This window comes from Rhizobium sullae, assembly GCF_025200715.1.
Classification (GTDB): domain Bacteria; phylum Pseudomonadota; class Alphaproteobacteria; order Rhizobiales; family Rhizobiaceae; genus Rhizobium; species Rhizobium sullae.
Genome location: NZ_CP104144.1, coordinates 1483579 through 1502710, shown reverse-complemented (window position 1 = coordinate 1502710; position 19132 = coordinate 1483579). Strand labels below are relative to the sequence as shown.

General features: G+C 60.1%; 17 protein-coding genes. 2 read left to right on the top strand and 15 right to left on the bottom strand.

All coding sequences use genetic code 11. The features are described from left to right. Positions 1–277: 277 nt before the first annotated feature. From N2599_RS27895 to N2599_RS27860, 8 genes are all read right to left on the bottom strand, one after another. Positions 278–1492 (bottom strand): CmpA/NrtA family ABC transporter substrate-binding protein, encoded by a 1215-nt coding sequence (locus tag N2599_RS27895; protein WP_027510289.1) that lies wholly within the window; start codon positions 1490–1492, stop codon positions 278–280. Next, positions 1489–2091, bottom strand: a complete 603-nt coding sequence (locus N2599_RS27890; protein WP_027510288.1) for an ANTAR domain-containing response regulator — start codon at positions 2089–2091, stop codon at positions 1489–1491. Before N2599_RS27890 ends, N2599_RS27895 begins: the two co-directional genes overlap by 4 nt. Before the next feature lie 135 nt (positions 2092–2226). Continuing rightward, complete coding sequence (locus N2599_RS27885) at positions 2227–3024, bottom strand: ABC transporter ATP-binding protein (protein ID WP_027510287.1); 798 nt, start codon at positions 3022–3024, stop codon at positions 2227–2229. Positions 3025–3035: 11 nt separating this feature from the next. Beyond that, a complete protein-coding gene (gene ntrB / locus N2599_RS27880; RefSeq protein WP_027510286.1) occupies positions 3036–3926 on the bottom strand; it encodes a nitrate ABC transporter permease in 891 nt (296 codons plus the stop codon). A gap of 59 nt (positions 3927–3985) precedes the next feature. Further along, positions 3986–5284 (bottom strand): CmpA/NrtA family ABC transporter substrate-binding protein, encoded by a 1299-nt coding sequence (locus tag N2599_RS27875; protein ID WP_027510285.1) that lies wholly within the window; start codon positions 5282–5284, stop codon positions 3986–3988. A 359-nt stretch (positions 5285–5643) separates the two neighbouring features. Further along, on the bottom strand, positions 5644–6918 hold the full coding sequence (locus tag N2599_RS27870; protein ID WP_156915276.1) for a CmpA/NrtA family ABC transporter substrate-binding protein: 1275 nt from the start codon (positions 6916–6918) through the stop codon (positions 5644–5646). Between the two features lie 49 nt (positions 6919–6967). Further along, positions 6968–7555 carry an ANTAR domain-containing response regulator gene (locus N2599_RS27865; RefSeq protein WP_027510283.1) on the bottom strand — a complete coding sequence of 196 codons (588 nt, stop codon included), beginning with the start codon at positions 7553–7555 and terminating at the stop codon, positions 6968–6970. Between the two features lie 88 nt (positions 7556–7643). Then, a complete protein-coding gene (locus tag N2599_RS27860; protein ID WP_027510282.1) occupies positions 7644–8969 on the bottom strand; it encodes an NAD(P)/FAD-dependent oxidoreductase in 1326 nt (441 codons plus the stop codon). A gap of 233 nt (positions 8970–9202) precedes the next feature. Between N2599_RS27860 and N2599_RS27855 the strand changes: the two genes are divergently transcribed. Beyond that, on the top strand, positions 9203–9679 hold the full coding sequence (locus N2599_RS27855) for an Lrp/AsnC family transcriptional regulator (RefSeq protein WP_027510281.1): 477 nt from the start codon (positions 9203–9205) through the stop codon (positions 9677–9679). A 15-nt stretch (positions 9680–9694) separates the two neighbouring features. On the opposite strand, the gene N2599_RS27850 is transcribed toward N2599_RS27855, so the two are convergent. The 7 genes from N2599_RS27850 to N2599_RS27820 form a co-directional block, all read right to left on the bottom strand. Next, entirely contained in the window at positions 9695–11353 is a 1659-nt protein-coding gene (locus tag N2599_RS27850) for an ABC transporter ATP-binding protein (protein WP_027510280.1), read from the bottom strand. After that, positions 11353–12207 (bottom strand): ABC transporter permease, encoded by an 855-nt coding sequence (locus N2599_RS27845; protein WP_037142046.1) that lies wholly within the window; start codon positions 12205–12207, stop codon positions 11353–11355. The genes N2599_RS27850 and N2599_RS27845 overlap by 1 nt, the downstream gene beginning before the upstream one ends. Continuing rightward, positions 12204–13154, bottom strand: a complete 951-nt coding sequence (locus tag N2599_RS27840; protein ID WP_027510278.1) for an ABC transporter permease — start codon at positions 13152–13154, stop codon at positions 12204–12206. The genes N2599_RS27845 and N2599_RS27840 overlap by 4 nt, the downstream gene beginning before the upstream one ends. Before the next feature lie 89 nt (positions 13155–13243). Beyond that, positions 13244–14854, bottom strand: coding sequence for an ABC transporter substrate-binding protein (locus N2599_RS27835; RefSeq protein ID WP_027510277.1), 1611 nt, complete (start codon positions 14852–14854; stop codon positions 13244–13246). A 75-nt stretch (positions 14855–14929) separates the two neighbouring features. Further along, on the bottom strand, positions 14930–15673 hold the full coding sequence (locus N2599_RS27830) for an HAD-IA family hydrolase (protein WP_156915275.1): 744 nt from the start codon (positions 15671–15673) through the stop codon (positions 14930–14932). Positions 15674–15911: 238 nt separating this feature from the next. Further along, entirely contained in the window at positions 15912–17288 is a 1377-nt protein-coding gene (locus N2599_RS27825) for an aspartate aminotransferase family protein (RefSeq protein ID WP_027510275.1), read from the bottom strand. Positions 17289–17301: 13 nt separating this feature from the next. After that, a complete protein-coding gene (locus N2599_RS27820) occupies positions 17302–18141 on the bottom strand; it encodes a GNAT family N-acetyltransferase (RefSeq protein WP_027510274.1) in 840 nt (279 codons plus the stop codon). Between the two features lie 309 nt (positions 18142–18450). Between N2599_RS27820 and N2599_RS27815 the strand changes: the two genes are divergently transcribed. Continuing rightward, positions 18451–19119: a haloacid dehalogenase type II gene (locus N2599_RS27815; protein WP_027510273.1), complete on the top strand. Its 669-nt coding sequence runs from the start codon at positions 18451–18453 to the stop codon at positions 19117–19119. Positions 19120–19132 lie beyond the last annotated feature (13 nt).

The window sequence follows — 19132 nt, the reverse complement described above, 5'->3', positions numbered from 1 at the left end:
TGAGAGTTAAAACAAAAAGCCGCTGGCCAGGTCGCGCACACACGGAATGCGCGGGATGTCCTGATCAGCGGCTTTGCTTGAGGCGCCCGTCGTTGGACGCCGAAAAATGCGGCCCTTCGGCCTCGCTATTATCTATGCAAGGGTCGTGCCAAGTTGAGATTTGCGCCATTTATGCTGTTTTGAGCCGCAAGTCGCCCTTAATGGTCGGAATAGGCATCCCGAAAGTCACCGCATCTTCGGTCAAATATTGTGCAATGCATACAAAATAGGCGTCATGCTAAGCCTGCTTTTGAGCAGCGATATACTCATCGACACGATCGGGATCGAAGATTTTGCCGTCGAAAAATCCATCCGGGCCGAGCGTCAGGGTGCCGCTGGAGCCGACCGGTGTTTCGACCTGCAAGGCGCCCTCTACTTTCGAACTCGCAGCCGGCATGGCAACGCCGAGCGACTTCAGGGCCCTGCGGTAGATATCCGGCCGATAGGTGTTGCCGGCAACCGTTTGATGCATCGCGGTGTGGTCGACATGGCCCCACCGGACCATCTGTGTGTAGAACCAGAGCGCGTGGCTCTTCCATGGAAAGGTTGCCGCCTTGGCGTGCGGAACGAAGAAGTCCTCGACCGTCTGCGTGGCATGTCGGCCGGTTCTGAGTGCGCCGGTGACGGACGGGCGTAGCAATTCAACAGGCCTGTCGATATAGGCCGGCCCTGAAAGCAGGACGGCAAGCTCCTCGTGATTGGCTGTATCAGCACACCAGAGCGATGCGTTGTAAAGCGCTCTCAGCAGTGCCGACAGGGCTTCAGGATGGCTGTCGCCCCACCGCCCGTTCACGCCCAGTACCTTTTCGGGACTGGATTTCCAGATTGCCGCCTTGACCGTTGCGATCTGCGCGCCGCGTTCTAAAACACCAAAGGTATTCCACGGTTCGCCAACACAATAACCCTCGATCGCACCGGCCTTCAGCGCGTCACCCATATCCTGCGGCGGAAGGGTCACGATCTCGATTTCGCGATCCGGATCGATGCCGCTTCCAGAAAGCCAATAGCGCAGTTCGTAGTTATGTCCCGAATAAGGGTGGACGATACCGAAACGAAGCCTGTCGCCTGCCCGCCGCGAAATCACGCTTTTCAACGCCGCACCGCTTAAGCGCGCATCGAGGGGATCGGCTGCGCCGTGGTCGGCCATGTCCCGCCACAAGGCGCTGGAAACGGTAACTGCATTTCCGCCAAGCCCAAGCGCCATCGGTACGATCATGCGTGGCGCGGGTGCCATGAGGCCAAGGTTGCAGGCGATCGGCATTGGGGCAAGGATGTGCGCCACTTCGAAATGACCCACCGCCAGCCGATCCCTGATCGTTGCCCAGGAGCGCTCCCGCACGAGGGTGAGGCCTAGTTGCTGCGTTTCGGCAAAGCCCTTTTCCTTGGCGACGGCGAGGAGGGCGCTGTCGAGAAGCGGAACAAAGCCCGCGGTAATGTCATACCTGTTCCTCATACGTCCGCTCCTGGATCAAGCAGGCTTGCCGCGGTGAGGAGGCTTTGAGCGATCTCGACGACTTTCCTGTTCTGGTTCATGGCCGTGCGCCGCAACAGCGTGTAGGCCTCTTCTTCCGACAGCCCGCGGCTGCGCATCAGCAGCCCCTTGGCGCGATCGATCAGTTTGCGCTTTTCCAATTCGCCGCGTGTTTCTTCCAGCTCGCGGCTGAGGCGCGCGAAGGCATTGAAACGGCTGATCGCCATCTTGAGAATGGGCCTGACGCGCTCCTGTTTCAGGCCGTCGACAATATATGCGGAAACCCCTGCCTCGACGGCAGCCTCGATCGAGGCTTCATCGGACTTGTCCACGAACATGGCGATCGGTCGCTTCACCGCGCGCGATATCTGGAAGATGCTCTCAAGCATGTCGCGGTTCGGGTTTTCGAGATCGATGACGATGACATCGGGATTGATCTCGGTGATGCGCTTGGCAAGGCCATGCATGTCGTCGATGATCGTGACCCTGTCATAGCCGGCCTCGCGCAAGCCGTCCTCGATGATCGAGGCGCGAATGCGGTTCTCATCAATGACCAGGACGTTCAGACTGCTAGTTTTCATAAGACCGGCGCCACAGGTTATTGGCATTCATTCGATACAGTGTGCCGATAGTGCAGGAGCGAACGGACACGGTGCCGCAGATGCGATAAGAGAGACGCAATATCAAGCCATATCGCATCCGTGCTGGTTAAGAGTTTACTCCGCGGCTTCGACAAAGCGATGGCGTTCATAGAGGAATTTCAGAACGGCTTCGCGGCATTTGAGGTAGGTGCGGTCCGAGGCGAGTTCGATGCGGTTGCGGGGCCGGGCGATCGGCACGTCGAGGACTTCCCCGATCTTGGCGGCCGGGCCGTTGGTCATCATCACGATGCGGTCGGAGAGCAGCACGGCCTCGTCGACATCGTGGGTGATCATCACCATCGTATTGCCGAGACGGGCATGAATATCCATCACTGCATCCTGCAGATGGGCGCGGGTCAGCGCATCGAGCGCACCGAAAGGCTCGTCGAGCAGCAGGATCTTCGGCTCCATCGCGAGCGCGCGGGCGATGCCGACGCGCTGCTTCATGCCGCCGGAGATTTCCGAGGGGCGCTTGTCCTTGGCGTGTGCCATCTGCACGAGGTCGAGGTTGGACATGACCCAGTCGTGGCGTTCGGCCCTGCTCTTGGAACTGCCGAACACCTTGGAGACTGCGAGGTTGACGTTTTCGTAGACCGTCAGCCAGGGAAGCAGGCTGTGGTTCTGGAACACGACGGCGCGTTCCGGGCCGGGGGCGTTGACTTCCCGGTTTTCGAGAAGCACAGCGCCGGCTGAGACCGGCGTCAGTCCGGCGATCAGGTTCAAAAGTGTGGACTTGCCGCAACCGGAATGGCCGATGATCGACACGAACTCGCCTTTGGCGATCGTCAGACTGATGCCCTTCAGTACTTCGGTGCGCGTTCCGGCCCGGTCGAAATGCTTGTCGATGTGGTCGAGCTTGAGATAGGCGGTCATGGGTATTCCTCTCAGTTGGCCGAAGCGCCGCGGGTGATCAACCGGCCTGCAGCGGCCACCAGCTTGTCGAGGGCAAAGCCGACAACACCGATATAGGCCAGGGCGACGATGATGTCGGGCAGGCGCGACGAATTCCACGCATCCCAGATGAAGAAGCCGATGCCGACGCCGCCAGTCAGCATCTCGGCTGCGACGATTGCAAGCCATGAGAGACCGACGCCGATACGGAGGCCCGTAAAGATGTAGGGCGCTGCCGATGGCAGCATGATCTTGAAGAAGAATTCGAAATGATTAAGCCGCAGCACCTGCGCCACGTTGCGGTAGTCCTGTGGGATGTTGCGTACGCCGACCGCCGTGTTGATAATCACCGGCCAGATCGACGTGATGAAGATCACGAAGATCGCAGAAGGGTTGGAATCCTGGAAAGCGGCGAGCGACAGCGGCAGCCAGGCAAGCGGCGGGACGGTGCGCAGCACCTGAAAGATCGGATCGAGACCGCGCATGGCCCAGACGGATTGGCCGATGACGGCGCCGATCACGACCCCGGCGACCGCGGCAAGGCCGAAGCCGTAGGCGACGCGCTGGAGCGAAATCATGACGCGCCAGCCAAGCCCGATGTCCTGCGAGCCATAGTTGAAGAACGGATAAGCGATCAGATCAAAGCTTTCCTGCCAGACCCGGTGCGGCGAGGGCAGTGAGGCGTCGGGCGACGAACAGAGCACCTGCCAGATGGTCAAAATGATCGCAAGCACGACAAGCGGCGGCACGATGTTGCGCGCTGCCGCCATCGCAAGGCCACGCACATCGATCCGGGGAGCCGGCGGGCCTGCAAGCCGGACGACATTTGCGGCCTTCGGCGCAATCTTTGCCGGTATGGGTTCTTTCTTTGCCAGGGCGGACATGAAGGGCTCCTCGTCGGAAATAAAAGGCCGGCGCGCCTGTCGCGCGCCGGAGGTGGGGATCAGGATGCGGCCTTGATGGCAAGGCTATCGAGATAGGCGGACGGATTTTCCGGATCAAAGACCTTGCCGTCGAAGAAGGTTTCCTTGCCCCGGGAAGGGGAAGGGGGAATGTCGGCTGCGGCGACACCCAGAGCCTTGGCCGCATCACGCCAGAGATCCTCGCGGTTGACCTGGTCAACGAGGGCCTTGATGTCGGTGTCGGGCGCGAACTTGCCCCAGCGCACATTCTCGGCCATGAACCAGGTGTCGTGGCTCTTGAAGGGGTAGGAGGCGCCGCCTGCCCAGAATTTCATGTAAAGATCGGTGCCGTGGGCGACACGGCCGTTGCCGTAGTTGATGTCGCCCTTGAGGCGCCCAAGTACGTCCTTCGGTGGAACGTTGAACCATTGACGCTTGCCGAGGATGGTCGCCATTTCCTCCTTGTTGTCCATGCTGTCGCACCATTGCTGGGCTTCCATCACCGCCATCAAGAGGGCTCTCGTGGCGTTCGGGTTCTTCTCGACCCAGTCGGCCCGCATTCCGAGCGCTTTTTCGGGATGTCCTTTCCACAGCTCGCCGGTCGTTGCTGCGGTAAAGCCGATCCCCTGATTGACGAGTTGCTCGTTCCAAGGTTCGCCGACACAGAAGACATCCATGTTGCCGACCTTCATGTTCGCCACCATCTGCGGCGGCGGCACGACGATGGTCGAGACGTCCTTGTCCGGGTCGATGCCGCCGGCGGCAAGCCAGTAGCGGATCCAAAGGTCATGAGTACCGCCCGGGAAGGTCATGGCGGCCTTCACTTCCTTGCCTTCGGCCTTCTTCTTCTCGAAGGCCGCCTTCAGCTTGGATGCGTCGAGTTGGACTCCGGTATCGGCATATTCCTTGGCGACGGAAATGCCCTGGCTGTCGTAATTCAGACGCGCCAGCAGCGCCATCGCTACTGGCTGATTGTTCTGCGTCACCTTGCCCGTATGCATGAGATAAGGCAGCGGCGAAAGGATGTGGGCGCCGTCGATGCCGTTCGAAGCGCCGCCGAGAACCAGATTGTCGCGTGTTGCGCCCCAGGACGCCTGTTTGGCGACCTCGACATCGGGAAGGCCATGTTTTTCGAAAAGACCCTTTTCTTTGGCAACGATCAGCGCAGCAGCGTCGGTCAGCGCGATGAAGCCGAGTTTAGCGCCCGTGACTTCAGGTGCTGCGGCTGCGGCAAAGGCGCCGGAGGGAAAAGCGGTGCGGACTGCGCCGATCAAGGCAGTCGCGGCGGTCGTTTTCAGGAGGCTGCGGCGGCTTATGCCGCCTGTGAGGATCTTGTTCATGCGCTGGTTCCCCTTGTTGGTCGTCGCAGGAATTTTCGGAATAAAAAAAACGCCGCCCGGAGATTGCGTCTGCGGGAAGGGAGAGTTCCCGGACAGCAAAAACCGTGCGACGTCGATGTCTTTTGCAAGCGCTTATCACGCGCTTATCCGCCAAGATCGCCGTTGATCCGGGCAAGATTATCCCTGCAAGCGGCATGCCAGTTTCCGGTCGGAGATCTAGCTCATTGAAATCAAAGGGGGATCAGCACTACCAGCGACGATGCCTAAATTTTAGGCCTAAAATAAGAATGTGCATATTTTGTGCTAATGCCGTTTCCAACGCAAACTGCTGCCGGCCTTTTGTGCAAAGCAGCAGAAGATCAGACCTCGCCGGCAGTCGGAACAAAGGGCAGGGTGTTCTTGACTGAAAATCCGTCGACATACTCCCCGAGGCGCGCCGGATCGAAGATACTGCCGTCCATGAAGCGGTCACCGTCGCTGTCGCCTTCGACTCGGACATCGGCGTCCGGCGGCGTGCATGTGTCGCCGAGCGCTGTCCTATAGAGATCGGGCCGATAGGCAGACGCTGCCGCGCGTGCGCTGTTTAAGTTGATTGCCGCCTGGCCCCAGCGGATCATCTGGCTGTAGATCCACAGCGCCTGGCTCGGCCGCGGATAGTTCGCGTAGCCGCGGTGGAACATGAAATAATTGTCGACGATGCGGCGGTTGCCCTTGGCGTCCAGGCTGAACTCGCCGGCTAGCACACGCCGGATGATTTCGACGGGTGCTGCGATATAGCGCTGATCGGCAAGTACCGCAGCCAGCGCGTCGTGGTTTTCGGCATGATCGCACCAGCGCGCTGCGGCATCCAGCGCCACGATCAGCCGGGAGACCGTTTCCGGATGGCTCTCGGCCCAATCCGGCCGCATGCCGATGACCTTTTCCGGCGCCGAGGGCCAGATGTCCTGCTTCGTCGCAACGATCCGCCCGACGCCGCGCTCGGACGCCACCATATTCCAGGGCGCGCCGACGCAGAAGCCGTCGATTGCGCCGGCAGCCAGGGCATCGGAGGTGAGCGGGGGCGGCACGACGATGAGCTTGACGTCCTTGTCGGGATCAATGCCGCCCGCGGCCAGCCAGTAGCGGAATTCATAATTGTGCGAGGAAAAGGGATAGGTCATCCCGAGTGTCGGCACCGGCTCGCCGGCCAACCGCATCTGGTTCAGCACCAATGCAAAGGCGCGCGCGCTTTCAAGGGCGCTGGCTGCTTCCGAAACGTTTGCTGCTTCGCGCATCCGTTCGAAGAGGCGCGTGGAAAGGGTGATCGCATTGCCGCCGCGTCCGAGTGAGAAGGGCGCGATGGTCGGGGAGGGGTTCGAGCCCAGTCCAAGCATTGCCGCCACGGGCATCGGCGAGAGCATATGGGCTATGTCGAACTGGCGAAAGGCCAGGCGGTCGCGAACATTCGCCCATGAAACGTCCCTGACCAGATCGAGGGTTAAACCCTCCTTCTCGGCAAATCCGAACTCCGCGGCTGCAACCAGCACCGAGGCGTCGACAAGCGGGATGAAGCCGGCGCGAAGAACGCGTGGGCCTTCGCTGCTGAGTCGTGAAGGCGCGGAGACGCGCCCTTGCTGGGTGTCAATTCTCGTCACTGCATTCACTCCGCAGTCCTCCGGACAATCGAATGGGCGTGGCACCGGGTCACATCAGCAATCCTGCTGCCGTCACGACGCTTTGCGCGATCTCGGACATCTTCTTCTTCTCGTTCATCGCCGTCTGGCGTAGCAGCGCGAAAGCCTGTTCCTCCGAAAGGCCGCGCATCTTCATCAGAATGCCCTTTGCGCGCTCCACGACCTTGCGCTCCTCGAGCGCCGATTTTGCGTCAGCGAGTTCCCGCTGCAGGCGGCTGAAGGCATTGAACCGGCTGACGGTCATATCGAGGATCGGTTTCACCCGCTCCTTCTTCAGCCCGTCGACGATATAGGCAGAGACGCCGGCCTCGACGGCCGCTTCGATCGAAGCTGTATCGGACCGGTCGACAAACATCGCGATCGGCCGGCTGACCGTTCGCGTCAGCTGGAACAGGTGCTCCATCATGTCGCGGTTCGGGTTCTCGATGTCGATGATGATGACGTCGGGCTTCAGCGTCTCGATGATGCGCGCGACGCCCTGGACCTCGTGAATCACGGTGACGCGCGTGTGGCCGGCCTCCTGCAGCCCCTCCTCGATGATCGAGGCGCGGATCGCATTTTCATCTATGACAAGGATCGTCAGGTCGAAACGGCTCATGCGCCATTTATGACGCACCGCAACAGAACAGGCAAGTTGAAAGCCGCAAAATTAAGCATCAAAAACTAATGCACAAGAAATACGCATTTTAGAAGTCGGCAACCTTCCCCCAGGCGGAGTTCTCAAAGCGGCTTGGATCATAGGCCCGTGGGTCTACCAACGGCTCTGCGCCGGTGGTGATATCGGCGATCAGATGCCCGGCGCCCGGGCCAATGCCGAAGCCATGTCCGCTGAAGCCGGCGGCAAGGATAAAGCCCGGGACCGAGGCTATTTCGCCGATGGCTGGCACGCCGTCCGGCGTGCTGTCTATATATCCCGCCCAGGCTGCCGTTATGGTTGTCGCAGCCAGAGAAGGCAAAAGCGCGCAGGCGCGGCGATGAGTGAGCGCAACGGTGTTGCGATGCGGATCAGGATCGAGGATGCGCATCCGCTCCATCGGCGTCGGAGCATCAAGACGCCAACGGGCCAGGCTCTCATGGCCCGAGCGCCAGCCTTCTGTGCCGCCGGGCGCAAGGCTGCGCCAGCGACGGACGAACATCGGCAGAAATTCTTTTGAGAAACGAAGCTGCTGCGGTGTCGGGTCGATCCGCCCGCGCCCGCTGATGGCCAAAGTGAAACCGCCATCGCCCCGCCGGGTAATCGATATTTCGGCGGTGTGGAGCGCATCCGGCAGACCGTCCGCCCCGGCCGAAACAGAAAGGATGGACGAGCGGATGGAGGCTTGCGGAAAGCGGACGCCGAGCTGGCGGCAGAAGGACGAAGCCCAGGCGCCGCCAGCCATGATGGCCATACGCGTCCGGATGGTTCCTTTCTCGGTAACAATGGCGCTCAATCGGCCAGCCGTCGTCTCGATGCCGCGCGCGGCGCAATTCTGATGCACGCTGCTACCGAGTTTCATGATTGCTCGGGCAACGGCCGGTGCGGCGCGCGAGGGATCGGCAGTCCCGTCCGATGGCGAAAAGACCCCACCTTTCCACAGTCGGCCGCTGGCCTTTCCGCGTTCGGCTGCCTGAACGCTGTCGAGCATATGCGTCGTCACGCCTGCGGTTGTTGCAAAATCGCGCCAGCGCGCCCAGCCTTCAAGCTCGGTCTCATTGTTGCTGAGGTAGAGGAGGCCGCAGCGCCGGAACCCGGTATCTTCGCCTGTTTCGGCCGCAAATCGCTCCCACAGGTGGAGGCTCTTCGTCGCGATCGGAAGTTCCCGTGCGTCGCGGTTTTGCTGGCGGCACCACCCCCAGTTCCGGCTCGACTGCTCAGCACCGATCAGGCCTTTCTCAACAAGGGCGACTTTCAGGCCCCGGCGTGCAAGATAGTAGGCCGTGAAGACGCCGACGATGCCGCCGCCGATGATCACCGCATCAGCGCTTTCAGGTAGGGCTTGCTTCGTTTCGATTTTTTGAAGGGGGGCAGGCATCGGCGTCTCCAGCTTTAGCCATCAATCTACCGCCTGGCCAAGAAAGACGTAGCTGGAGTTCAAGAGAGGTCAGCATTTTCTACCGTGCTTGCGCGTTGCTGCAACCGTTTATGCTTGACGAGGCGAACGCACCGGTAATGACAGGAGGGGCTTATATGCTATGGTCGGATCGGCATAACGCAGCATTTTCTGCTGCGGTTGCCTTTCGGAGACACCAACATGGCAGGGCTCGCATGAAACTCGATCGGATCGACGTCAAAATTCTCTATGAGCTGCAGAAGAATGGCCGCATTACCAATGTCGAGCTTGCCGAATTGGTCAACCTTTCGCCAAGCCCCTGCCTCATGCGGGTGAAGAAGCTGCAGGCGGAAGGCTACATCGTCGGCTATTCCGCCCAGGTGAATGTGGGCAAGCTCGGTCAGACGCTCACGGTCTTCACCGAGATTACCCTCAAGAATCACAGGCAGATCGATTTCGCCCGCTTCCTGGCGGCCGTCGAGAAGGTCGATCAGGTGATCGAGTGCCACCTGGTCTCCGGCGGCTACGATTACATGCTGAAGTTCGTGACCGCCGGCATCGGCGAGTACCAGACCATCATGGAACGGTTGACGGATTTGGATATCGGCATCGACAAGTATTTCAGCTTCGTGGTGCTGAAGTCGCCGATCGTCAAGGCCCACATGCCGCTGACCAGCCTCTTTCCGTTGTGAGGAAGTGGCGTTTTCTCAGCGCCGGCAATAGGCGCGCACCAGTTCCGGATCCTGTTCAAGTCCGTCAAGCCAGCTCGGATCGAGTTTCGGCACGGAGGAAAAGAGCAGCTGCGAATAGGGGTGCTTCGGCACCTTCTCTCTGTTGGACGGCAGGATCTCCTCGACCTTTTCGCCTGCATACATCACGACGATCTCGTCGCAGATCGCTTCCACTACCGAAAGGTCGTGACTGATGAAGATGTAAGAGAGGCCGAGTTCCCGCTGCAACTCCTTGAGCAGATCGATGACAGCTGCTGCGACGACCGTGTCGAGGGCCGAGGTGATCTCATCGCAAAGGATCAGCTTCGGATCGGCAGCAAGAGCCCGTGCGAAATTCACGCGCTGCTTCTGGCCGCCGGAAAGCTCTGCCGGACGTCTGTGGCGCACGGAAGAAGGCAGTTGCACCATGTTCAGAAGCTCGTTGATCCGCTTGTCACGGGCCTTGCGGGCCATGCCGTGATAAAAGACGAGCGGCCGCGCCAGAATATCCTCGATCGACTTGGCTGGATTGAGCGCGGTATCGGCATATTGGAAGACGATCTGCAATTCCCGCAGTTGCTCGCGGGTGCGCCGGCGGGCGTTCTGCGCCAGTTGGCGCCCGTTGAAGACGATCTGTCCCGCAGAGGCAGGCAGAATGCCGGCAATCGTTCGCGCCAATGTCGATTTTCCGCAGCCCGACTCGCCGATGATACCGAGATTGCGGCCGCGCTCGACCTTGAGGCTGACCGAGCGGACGGCGCTCACCAGAGGCAGACCGTCCACCTGGATCGCGCCGTAGCCGGCAAACACGTTCTCGATTTCAAGGATGTGGGGATTGTCCGTTGCCACAACCGGCTGTGTGCCTCGCGCCTTGGGTTCGAAGGCGGCGAGCAGTTCGCGGGTATAGGGATGCTTTGCATCCGACAGGATATCTCCTGTCGCGCCACTCTCCTGTATCTCGCCGCCCTTCAAGACGATGATCCGGTCAGCGATCTGGGCAACGACCGCGAGGTCGTGGGAGACATAGACGCCGGCAATGCCGCCCTTGCGCATCACGGACTTGAAGGCGCGCAGCACCTCGATCTGGGTCGTGACATCGAGCGCGGTGGTCGGTTCGTCGAAAATGACGAGCTTAGGATCGCCGATCAGGGCCATCGCGGCCGAAAGACGCTGCAGCTGGCCGCCCGAAACCTGGTGCGGATAACGCTCGCCGATGGTTTCGGGATTGGGCAGTGAAAGCGCCCGGAAAAGCTCGATCGCACGTAGTCTCGCTTCAGCGGCGGGCATCAGTTGGTGGATGCGGGTGACTTCGATCACCTGGTCCATGATCGTCGCTGCAGGATTGAAGGCCGCGGCCGCGCTCTGCGGCACATAGGCGACTTCTCGGCCGCGAATGGCGGCGCGTTCCTTTTCAGGAAGCTTCGCCATGTCCTTGCCTGCGAGCATCACGCTGCCGCCAGAAATCTGACAGCCCGTGCGCGCATGACCCATCAGGGTCAGCGCAATGGTGGTCTTTCCCGATCCGCTTTCGCCGATCAGCGCGACGATCTCACCCGCCGCGACGTCGAAACTGACGTCCTTGATGATTTCGACGATCCGGCCGGAATCGGTCTTCGCCTCGACCTTCAGATTACGGATTTCAACGAGGTTAGCCATCATGCGCTCCGGTCCCGGATCTTTTGGGGCAAGTTGTCGATCAAAAGGTTGACGCTGATCGTAAGGCTTGCGATCGCGATCGATGGAAAGATCACCGCTGGCGCGCCGAAAGGCAGACCGCCGATATTCTCGCGCACGAGCGCACCCCAATCTGCATAGGGCGGCTGGACGCCGAGGCCGAGGAAGGAGAGGCCAGACAAGAGCAGCACGATGAACACGAAACGAAGGCCGAGATCGGCAAGCACTGGACCCAAGATGTTCGGCAGGATTTCCGAGCCGATGAGATAGAAGACATTTTCACCGCGGATACGCGCAACGGTGATGAAATCCATGGCGTTGACATTGACTGCCAGGGCCCGGGCGAAACGATAGGCACCGGGGATGTAAACTACCGAAAGCGTGAGGATCAGGACCGGGATCGACGAACCCACGGCCGCCACGACGACAAGCCCGAACAGCTTGCTTGGGATGGAGTGCAGCGCGTCGAGAAACCGGCTGAGAAGTGAGTCGGTCCATCCGCCGGCTACGGCGGCGACCATGCCGAGGACAACGCCGGTGACGCAGGCGATTGAAACGGCAGCGAGCGATATGCCGACCGTGTAGCGCGCGCCCATTAGGATGCGCGAGAAGATATCGCGGCCGAGATAGTCCGATCCCATCCAGAACTGCGCCGACCTCGGGCCGAAATAATCGAAGTCGACGATTTCGCCAACTGGATAAGGAATGAGAAGCGGCGCAAAAATAGCGATAAAGGCCCAAAAGAGAATGACGCTGAGCCCCAGGGCCCCGACGAGATTGAAGCGGTAGCCGATCCGGCGTGCGGCTGGCTGCTGTTGTTGAATATCTGTCGTCATCTGAGCCTCGGATTGGAAAGAATGGCGATAATGTCGGCAAGCGTGGTCAAGACCAGATAGCCGAGACAGAAGATCATCGCGCAGCTCTGGATCAGAGGCAGATCGCGCGTGGCGACCGCGTCAACCATCAATTTTGCGATGCCGGGGTAGTTGAATATGGTCTCGACGATAATCACGCCGCCGAGCAGATAGGAGAGGGAGAGAGCAATCGCGTTGACGATCGGGCCAAGCGCATTCGGCAGCGCATGCTTAAGCACGATGCGGCCCCGGGAAGCGCCCTTCAAAAGAGCCATTTCGACATAGGGTGTGGTGAGCGTTTCCACGACCGCTGCACGCGTCATGCGGATCATCTGTGCGGAAACCACGAAGGTCAGCGTGATGACCGGCATGGCATAGACCCGGAGCACGTCTGCAAGGGAATGGACTTCATTGGCAAGCGAGAGCGCCGGCAGCCATTTGAGGTAGACAGCGAAGAGAAGGACGGCCGAAGTCGCAACCATGAATTCCGGAACCGAAATCACGCCGATCGTCACAATGGTGACAATCCGGTCGTAAAGGGAGCCGCGCAGCATTGCCGCGGTAATGCCGAGCGTCAGCGCGATCGGGACCGAAAACAGTGCGGTTACGCCGGCGAGCTTCAGCGTGTTGACGAAGCGCCCGCCGATCAATTCGCCGATCGGCATGTCGTTGGCGTAGGATGTGCCAAGATCACCTGTCACGAGGCCGGAGAGCCAGCGCAGGAAACGCAAGATCGCCGGCTCATCCAGATGCATGGCCTTGCGAAGCCCTTCGACGGCTTCCGGCGTGGCGGCTTGGCCAAGGAGGATCGACGCCGTGTCGCCAGGCAGCATCGTCGTGGCGAAGAAGACCGCAAACGACACGATCACCAGCGTGATCAGAGCGATAAGCAATCGGCTCGAGATGAGGGATAGGACTTGCTGGTTCACACGCGCGCTCCCTTAGGCGTTCGGCTGGAGGACTATAGCGCAATCTGAAAGCGGAGCGGGGACGGTTTTCGCCCCGGCCCCTTGCTTCATCAGGCTTCGAGCCAAACATATTCCGCGAAGGCATAACCCATCTGGCCGCCAAGCGGGTTGGCTTCCAAGCCCCTGAGCTTGGCCGTCGTGGCGTCGACATTGGAGATATAGGCCGGGATGATCGTGCCGGCTTCCTCGGCGACCATGATCTGCATGTCGTTGTAGATTTCCTTGCGCTTCGCCTGATCAAGGGAGCCGCGGGCTTCGATCAGCATCTTGTCGAACTTCGCGGACTTGTACTGGCTCTCGTTCCAGGGCGCTTCCGAGGTGTAAAGCAGCGAGAATAAGATGTCTGGCGTAGGGCGTGGATTGATGTTGCCAAAGTGGATCGGCGCCTTGAGCCAGTAATTATCCCAGTAACCGTCCGAAGGAACGCGCTGGACGTCGAGCTTCATGCCGATCTCGGCGCCGGCGGCCTGGATGATCATCGCCATGTCGATCGAGGAGGAGGCTGCTTCGGAGGCGATCACGGGGATCGACTGACCAAGGACGCCGGCCTTCTCGAAAAGGAATTTCGCCTTGTCCGGATCGAAGGTTTTCGGCTTGAGATCGGCATTGCGATAGAAGTTGGCGGGCGACACTGGCTGGTCGTTGCCGACCTCGCCGAGGCCGCGCAACGCCGACTTGACGATCTGCTCGCGGTTCACGAGATACTTCATTCCCTCGATGAAATCCCGCTTATTGCCAGGCTCCATGTCCAGCCGCATGTTGAGGTTGGTGTAGTTGCCGGAGGTCGTCTTCGATAGCACGAAGCTGTCCCCTTGGGTCTCAACAAGGCGCCTCGAGCGCGGATTGATCGCGGCAGCAAGGTGGATATCACCCGAAAGCAGCGCGTTGACGCGGGCATTGTCGTCGCTGATGGCGAAGTATTCGAAGGAATCAACGTTCGGGCCGGATTTCCAGTAGTTCTTGTTCTTGACGCCGACCGAGCGCACGCCTGGCTCGAAGACTTCCTTGACGAAAGCGCCAGTGCCGTTGGCCTTGGAGAAGTCGGTGGTGCCATCTGCGACAATCATGAAGTGATGCATCGACAGGATGGTCGGCAGGTCGGCGTTCGGATTTGCAAGCGTGATCTCGATCGTCTGCTTGTCGATTGCCTTGAAACCCGTCATTTGGGCGGCGATCTTCGCGACCTTCGAGCCGACCGACGGGTCGAGATGCCGCTTCAGCGAGAAGACGACGTCGTCTGCCGTGAGCGGCTTTCCATCGTGGAAGGTAACACCGCTTCTAAGTTTGACGGTCCAGGTCTTCGCATCTTTGGACTCGATCGCTTCGGCAAGCTCCATCTGCGGTGTGCCGCTCTTATCGAGGAAGGTGAGGCGGTTGTAGAAAGAGCAACAGCGCACATAGTCGGTCGAGAGCGACGCCTTGGCTGGGTCGAGCGTATCAGCGGTCGAGGACGACCAGCCGGCCGCCTTCAGGGTGCCGCCCGAAACCGGCGCGGCGGCTACTGCCTTCGACGCCCGTCCGAGAATGAGGCCGCCTGCCGCCGTGGCGACACCGCCAGCCAGCATCAGTTGAAGCAATTCGCGCCGGGTTGCACCGCGGCGGATGGCGTTTTCCACCATCATGTCGTCTGCTTTGGTCCAGTTCGTGATCTTGGCGTTCATGGCATTCCCCTTTTGTTGAATTGTCTGTGGCGTCCGCCTTATTGCGGCGGATTTTGTCCGTTTGAGAGGTTGGTTTTAAATGTCGGCCTCCTCCATGGCATTGGCGAGGCCTACCATGGACGTGAAGTGATAATCAGGTTGGGTGAACTGCTCCGGCTCGATCGTGCCGCCGTAGCCCTTTTGTGAATGACGCCGCTCGATCCAGCAATTCGTCATGCCGAGACGGCGCGAGATGCCGATGTCGTGGTACTGGCTCTGCGCCACATGCAGGATATCCTCTTTTGTGTTGCCTTCCCTGGCGACGAAATCGAACACCCTTTCGAAAAAGGCCGGATCGGGCTTTTCGGTGCCCGTATCGTCGGCTGTGAAGGCCGCATAGAATGGATTGCCAAGTTCCTCGGCAAAGTGCTCGAACGCCCAGCGCCGGGCATTCGTCATGGCGATCAGCCGATACTTCTTGGAAAGTCGGACCAGGGCGTCTTTGCTGTCGTCAAAACCTTTCCAATCCCTGGCGGAGTCTCGAAGCCGCTCGCCATATGCCGGCTCCGCGGGAAGACCAAGTTTCGGGGCGATCACCAGATAGACGCGCACGAGGTCGTCCGGGAAGAGATCGGCATTCTCAGAATAGCGCGCTTCACGGTAGAGCGTCAGCGCTTCTTCGCCGTCCACTTTCACGCCTGCCTCCGCACAGATACCGGCAAGGCAATCCTTGATGCCCCCTTCAAAGTCGATCAGCGTGCCGACGACATCAAAACTGAGGTATCGGAAATCCGCGAAGTTCTTTGCCAAAGTGCAATTCCTCTCTCGTGAGCGCCTCATTGCCGCAGCTGTGGGTCGCCTACAGAATTAAATGCTGCTGTGGACGCGGCAGGTATTTTTTCTTCCTGCAAAAGCCCGATTTTTCGGGGTTCCCGCTTTCTTCTTCCCTTCAGTTTCGCAGCTATCGCCCACTGGATTCTCCGAAAAGAACCTGCTCTGCGGCACAAAATTGCGAATATGACAGCTTCACGGAATTTCGACGACCACGCAAAACTCTGCCGGGAGTTCATTCTCCCGCTCATGCCACCAGGGCGCGCACGGCCGGATCGTCCAGTGTCTCGTCAAGCGTCCGGCGCGTACGTTCGACGATGGCGTCGATCTCCGTATCGCTGCAGCAGAGCGGTGGGGCATAGCCGAGCACGCCGTTGGCGAAGGCGCGGATGACGAGACCGTTGTTCCAGGCACGGTCGAAGATGCGCCGCGCCGGCTCGGCAGCGGCCGGAAGCGGCGTCTTGTGTTCCTTGTCGACGACGAGCTCGACGGCAGCCAGCATGCTGCGACCGCGGACATCGCCGACGAGCGGATGGTCCTTCAGGCTCTCAAGCCCGGCCATCAGGCGCGCTCCTGCCTTCCGGCCGTTTTGGAGCAGACCCCCCTCGTAGAGCCGCAGAACCTCAAGGCCGACGGCGGCGCTGACGGGATGGGCCGAATAGGTATATCCATGCCCGACCGCTGAAGCACCGGCGCCGTCGGCGATCGTCTGATAGACATGCTCGGACATGAAGAGGGCACCCATCGGCACATAGCCGGAGGTGAGGCCTTTGGCGACCGTCAGGAAGTCCGGCACGATCTCGTCCTCCGAGCAAGCAAACAGCGGGCCGGTGCGGCCGAAGCCGGTGATGACTTCGTCGGCGACAAAGAGGATATCGAGATCGCGGCAGACGTCGCGCATCGCCTTCATCCAGCCTCTGGGCGGCACAAGCACGCCGCCCGATCCCTGGATCGGTTCGGCATAGAATGCCGCAACGCGATCGGCGCCGCCCAGTTCTTCGATCTTTTGCTTCAATGCCGCAACAGAGGCAGCGATGATTGCCTCCGGATCAGCGCCGGCGGGGTTTCGATAGGCATAGTGAGACGGAATTTTGTGCTGCCAGTCGAAAGGCAATCCGAAACCAGCATGAAAAGCGGGCAAGGCGGTCAGGCCGGCGCCGACCGTCGAGGAGCCGTGATAGCCCTGTTCGACAGAAATGAACTGGTCTTTTCCAGGCAGCCTGCGCGCGTTCCAATAGTAACGGATGAAGCGGATTGTGCTGTCGATGGCATCCGAACCGCCGAGCGTGAAATAGACATGATTGAGGTCACCCGGCGCGCGATCGGCGAGTTCTGCGGCAAGCCGGATTGCCGGCTCGGAGCCAAGGCCGAAATAGGCGGTCGCATAAGGGAGCTCACGCATCTGCCTTGCCGCGGCCTCGACAATGCTTTCATGTCCGTAGCCCGCATTGACGCACCAGAGGCCCGCGAAACCGTCAATCAGTTGTTTGCCGCTCGCATCGGTGACAGTCGCGCCGGAGGCGGACGCCAGGACCCGTACGCCCAGATTTTCGTGACTGCGATAGGACGCAACCGGATGAACCAGGTGTGCGCGGTCGAGTTCGATCAGGGAATTGCTAAACATGAATGTCTCCAGGTCAGCCGAGGGCTTGGTTGGCGAGTGCGAAGGTTTTCAGCGCGGGACTTGTCGACGGCTCGATGCCGCCGGTCCGCATGGTGATGCCGCCGCCGGCATGGGCAAAGCCGTGTTCAGCAAGCCAGGGTGCAAGACCGGTGTCGGCTGTCGTGTCAACGCGCAGGAAAGCACCGGGACGGCTGGCAATGAAAAAGGAAATCAGGGCACAGGCATCGCTGGCATTTGCGGCGACGACAGGCCCGATCACTTCGCCACGGCCGAAGGTGCGAAGCGCTGCGAAACCCCGAACCCGGCCAGCTTCGCGGACTACCGCGAATTGCCCAACCTTTGCGAGATATTCGAGGAGGCTACGGCGTTCCGCGCCGAAGGCCGCGCGGTCGAGCGCTACAATGGCATCGAGATCATCGTGATCGGCAGGCGCCACGCCACCTGGCCGCTCGATTGCAGGCACACTGCCCTGATACTGCAGGACCGAACCGGTTTCCCGGAAGCCGAGCTTCTCATAAAGCGGCTGGCCGTCGTTCGTCGCGACCAGACGAAGCGGCCTGTTCCCCGCAATCATCAAGGCGCAATCCATCAGCTTTCGGCCAAGACCGCGGCCGCGCATAGCTTCATCGACAATGACCATGTTGATCGCAGCACAATCGTCGCCATAGCGCGTCACAAGGACCGTCCCGACAACGCGGCCTTTATCCTCGATGGCCACTGTGCCGCTGCTTAGTGCAAGCATCAACCGCCAGTCCTCCAGGCGGTGGGGCCACCCAGCCTGGCGCGAAAGTGCGACGGCACCGTCGAGATGTTCAGGGCCAAAAGCCGCAAGATCGATCTGGGTTGTCTTCATGGAGGGATCCCTAGTCCGTTTCTTTTAGTATTAGACCGGGGCCGTCAGAAGATCGTCCCAAGGACAGGTCTTCGGCGGTATCTTCCGCCGTAGCCTCGCCAGTTCGCCGCATCTTATGCCGCGGGTATCGGCCATATCCGGGTTGCGAGCCTGTCTGGTGATTGTCGTCGCACAACTCTCTGCCAAAGAGCATGCCGGATACGAAACAATCTGCTTTGCCGGTTCCGATTTCAGTCGACCGGGCGGCCAGACCTCGGCTTATGATGTGCAGAGACGAAATCGCTTCAGGAAAACTTACAGGATCCTCTCATGGCTCACTTCCGTCCGAAATACATCACCTTCGACTGCTACGGGACGCTCACCAATTTCCAGATGGCCGAGGCTGCGCGCGATCTTTACGGCAATCAACTCGACGAGACGCAGATGGCGCAATTCATCAAGAACTTCGCTGCCTACCGCCTCGATGAAGTTCTGGGGGACTGGAAGCCTTACAACGAGGTCGTTCACAATGCCATCGAGCGGACCTGCAAGAAGAACGGTGTGGCCTTCCGCGAAGAAGACGCGAGGATAGTTTACGAACGCGTACCGTCATGGGGACCGCATCCGGACGTACCGGCGGGTCTTGCCAGGGTTGCCAAGGAAATCCCGCTGGTCATCCTTTCCAACGCGATGAATTCGCAAATCATGTCGAATGTCGAAAAGCTGGGCGCACCCTTCCATGCCGTCTATACCGCGCAGCAGGCAAATGCCTACAAGCCGCGGTTCAAGGCCTTCGAACATATGTTCGACATGCTGGGCTGCGGTCCAGAGGATGTGCTGCACTGCTCGTCCTCCTTCCGCTACGATCTGATGTCTGCCCACGACCTTGGAATCAAGAACAAGGTCTGGGTCAATCGTGGCCATGAACCGGCGAACCCCTATTACGGCTATGTTGAAATTGCCGATATCTCGGGTTTGCCGGGCGTCGTCGGGCTTTGAGAAAGACATGGCG

Coding starts and splice junctions, on each gene's coding strand:
- N2599_RS27895 (WP_027510289.1), bottom strand. CDS start 1,492: ATGAGGAACAGGTATGACATTACCGCGGGCTTTGTTCCGCTTCTCGAC.
- N2599_RS27890 (WP_027510288.1), bottom strand. CDS start 2,091: ATGAAAACTAGCAGTCTGAACGTCCTGGTCATTGATGAGAACCGCATT.
- N2599_RS27885 (WP_027510287.1), bottom strand. CDS start 3,024: ATGACCGCCTATCTCAAGCTCGACCACATCGACAAGCATTTCGACCGG.
- ntrB (WP_027510286.1), bottom strand. CDS start 3,926: ATGTCCGCCCTGGCAAAGAAAGAACCCATACCGGCAAAGATTGCGCCG.
- N2599_RS27875 (WP_027510285.1), bottom strand. CDS start 5,284: ATGAACAAGATCCTCACAGGCGGCATAAGCCGCCGCAGCCTCCTGAAA.
- N2599_RS27865 (WP_027510283.1), bottom strand. CDS start 7,555: ATGAGCCGTTTCGACCTGACGATCCTTGTCATAGATGAAAATGCGATC.
- N2599_RS27860 (WP_027510282.1), bottom strand. CDS start 8,969: ATGCCTGCCCCCCTTCAAAAAATCGAAACGAAGCAAGCCCTACCTGAA.
- N2599_RS27855 (WP_027510281.1), top strand. CDS start 9,203: ATGAAACTCGATCGGATCGACGTCAAAATTCTCTATGAGCTGCAGAAG.
- N2599_RS27850 (WP_027510280.1), bottom strand. CDS start 11,353: ATGGCTAACCTCGTTGAAATCCGTAATCTGAAGGTCGAGGCGAAGACC.
- N2599_RS27845 (WP_037142046.1), bottom strand. CDS start 12,207: ATGACGACAGATATTCAACAACAGCAGCCAGCCGCACGCCGGATCGGC.
- N2599_RS27835 (WP_027510277.1), bottom strand. CDS start 14,854: ATGAACGCCAAGATCACGAACTGGACCAAAGCAGACGACATGATGGTG.
- N2599_RS27830 (WP_156915275.1), bottom strand. CDS start 15,673: ATGAGGCGCTCACGAGAGAGGAATTGCACTTTGGCAAAGAACTTCGCG.
- N2599_RS27825 (WP_027510275.1), bottom strand. CDS start 17,288: ATGTTTAGCAATTCCCTGATCGAACTCGACCGCGCACACCTGGTTCAT.
- N2599_RS27820 (WP_027510274.1), bottom strand. CDS start 18,141: ATGAAGACAACCCAGATCGATCTTGCGGCTTTTGGCCCTGAACATCTC.
- N2599_RS27815 (WP_027510273.1), top strand. CDS start 18,451: ATGGCTCACTTCCGTCCGAAATACATCACCTTCGACTGCTACGGGACG.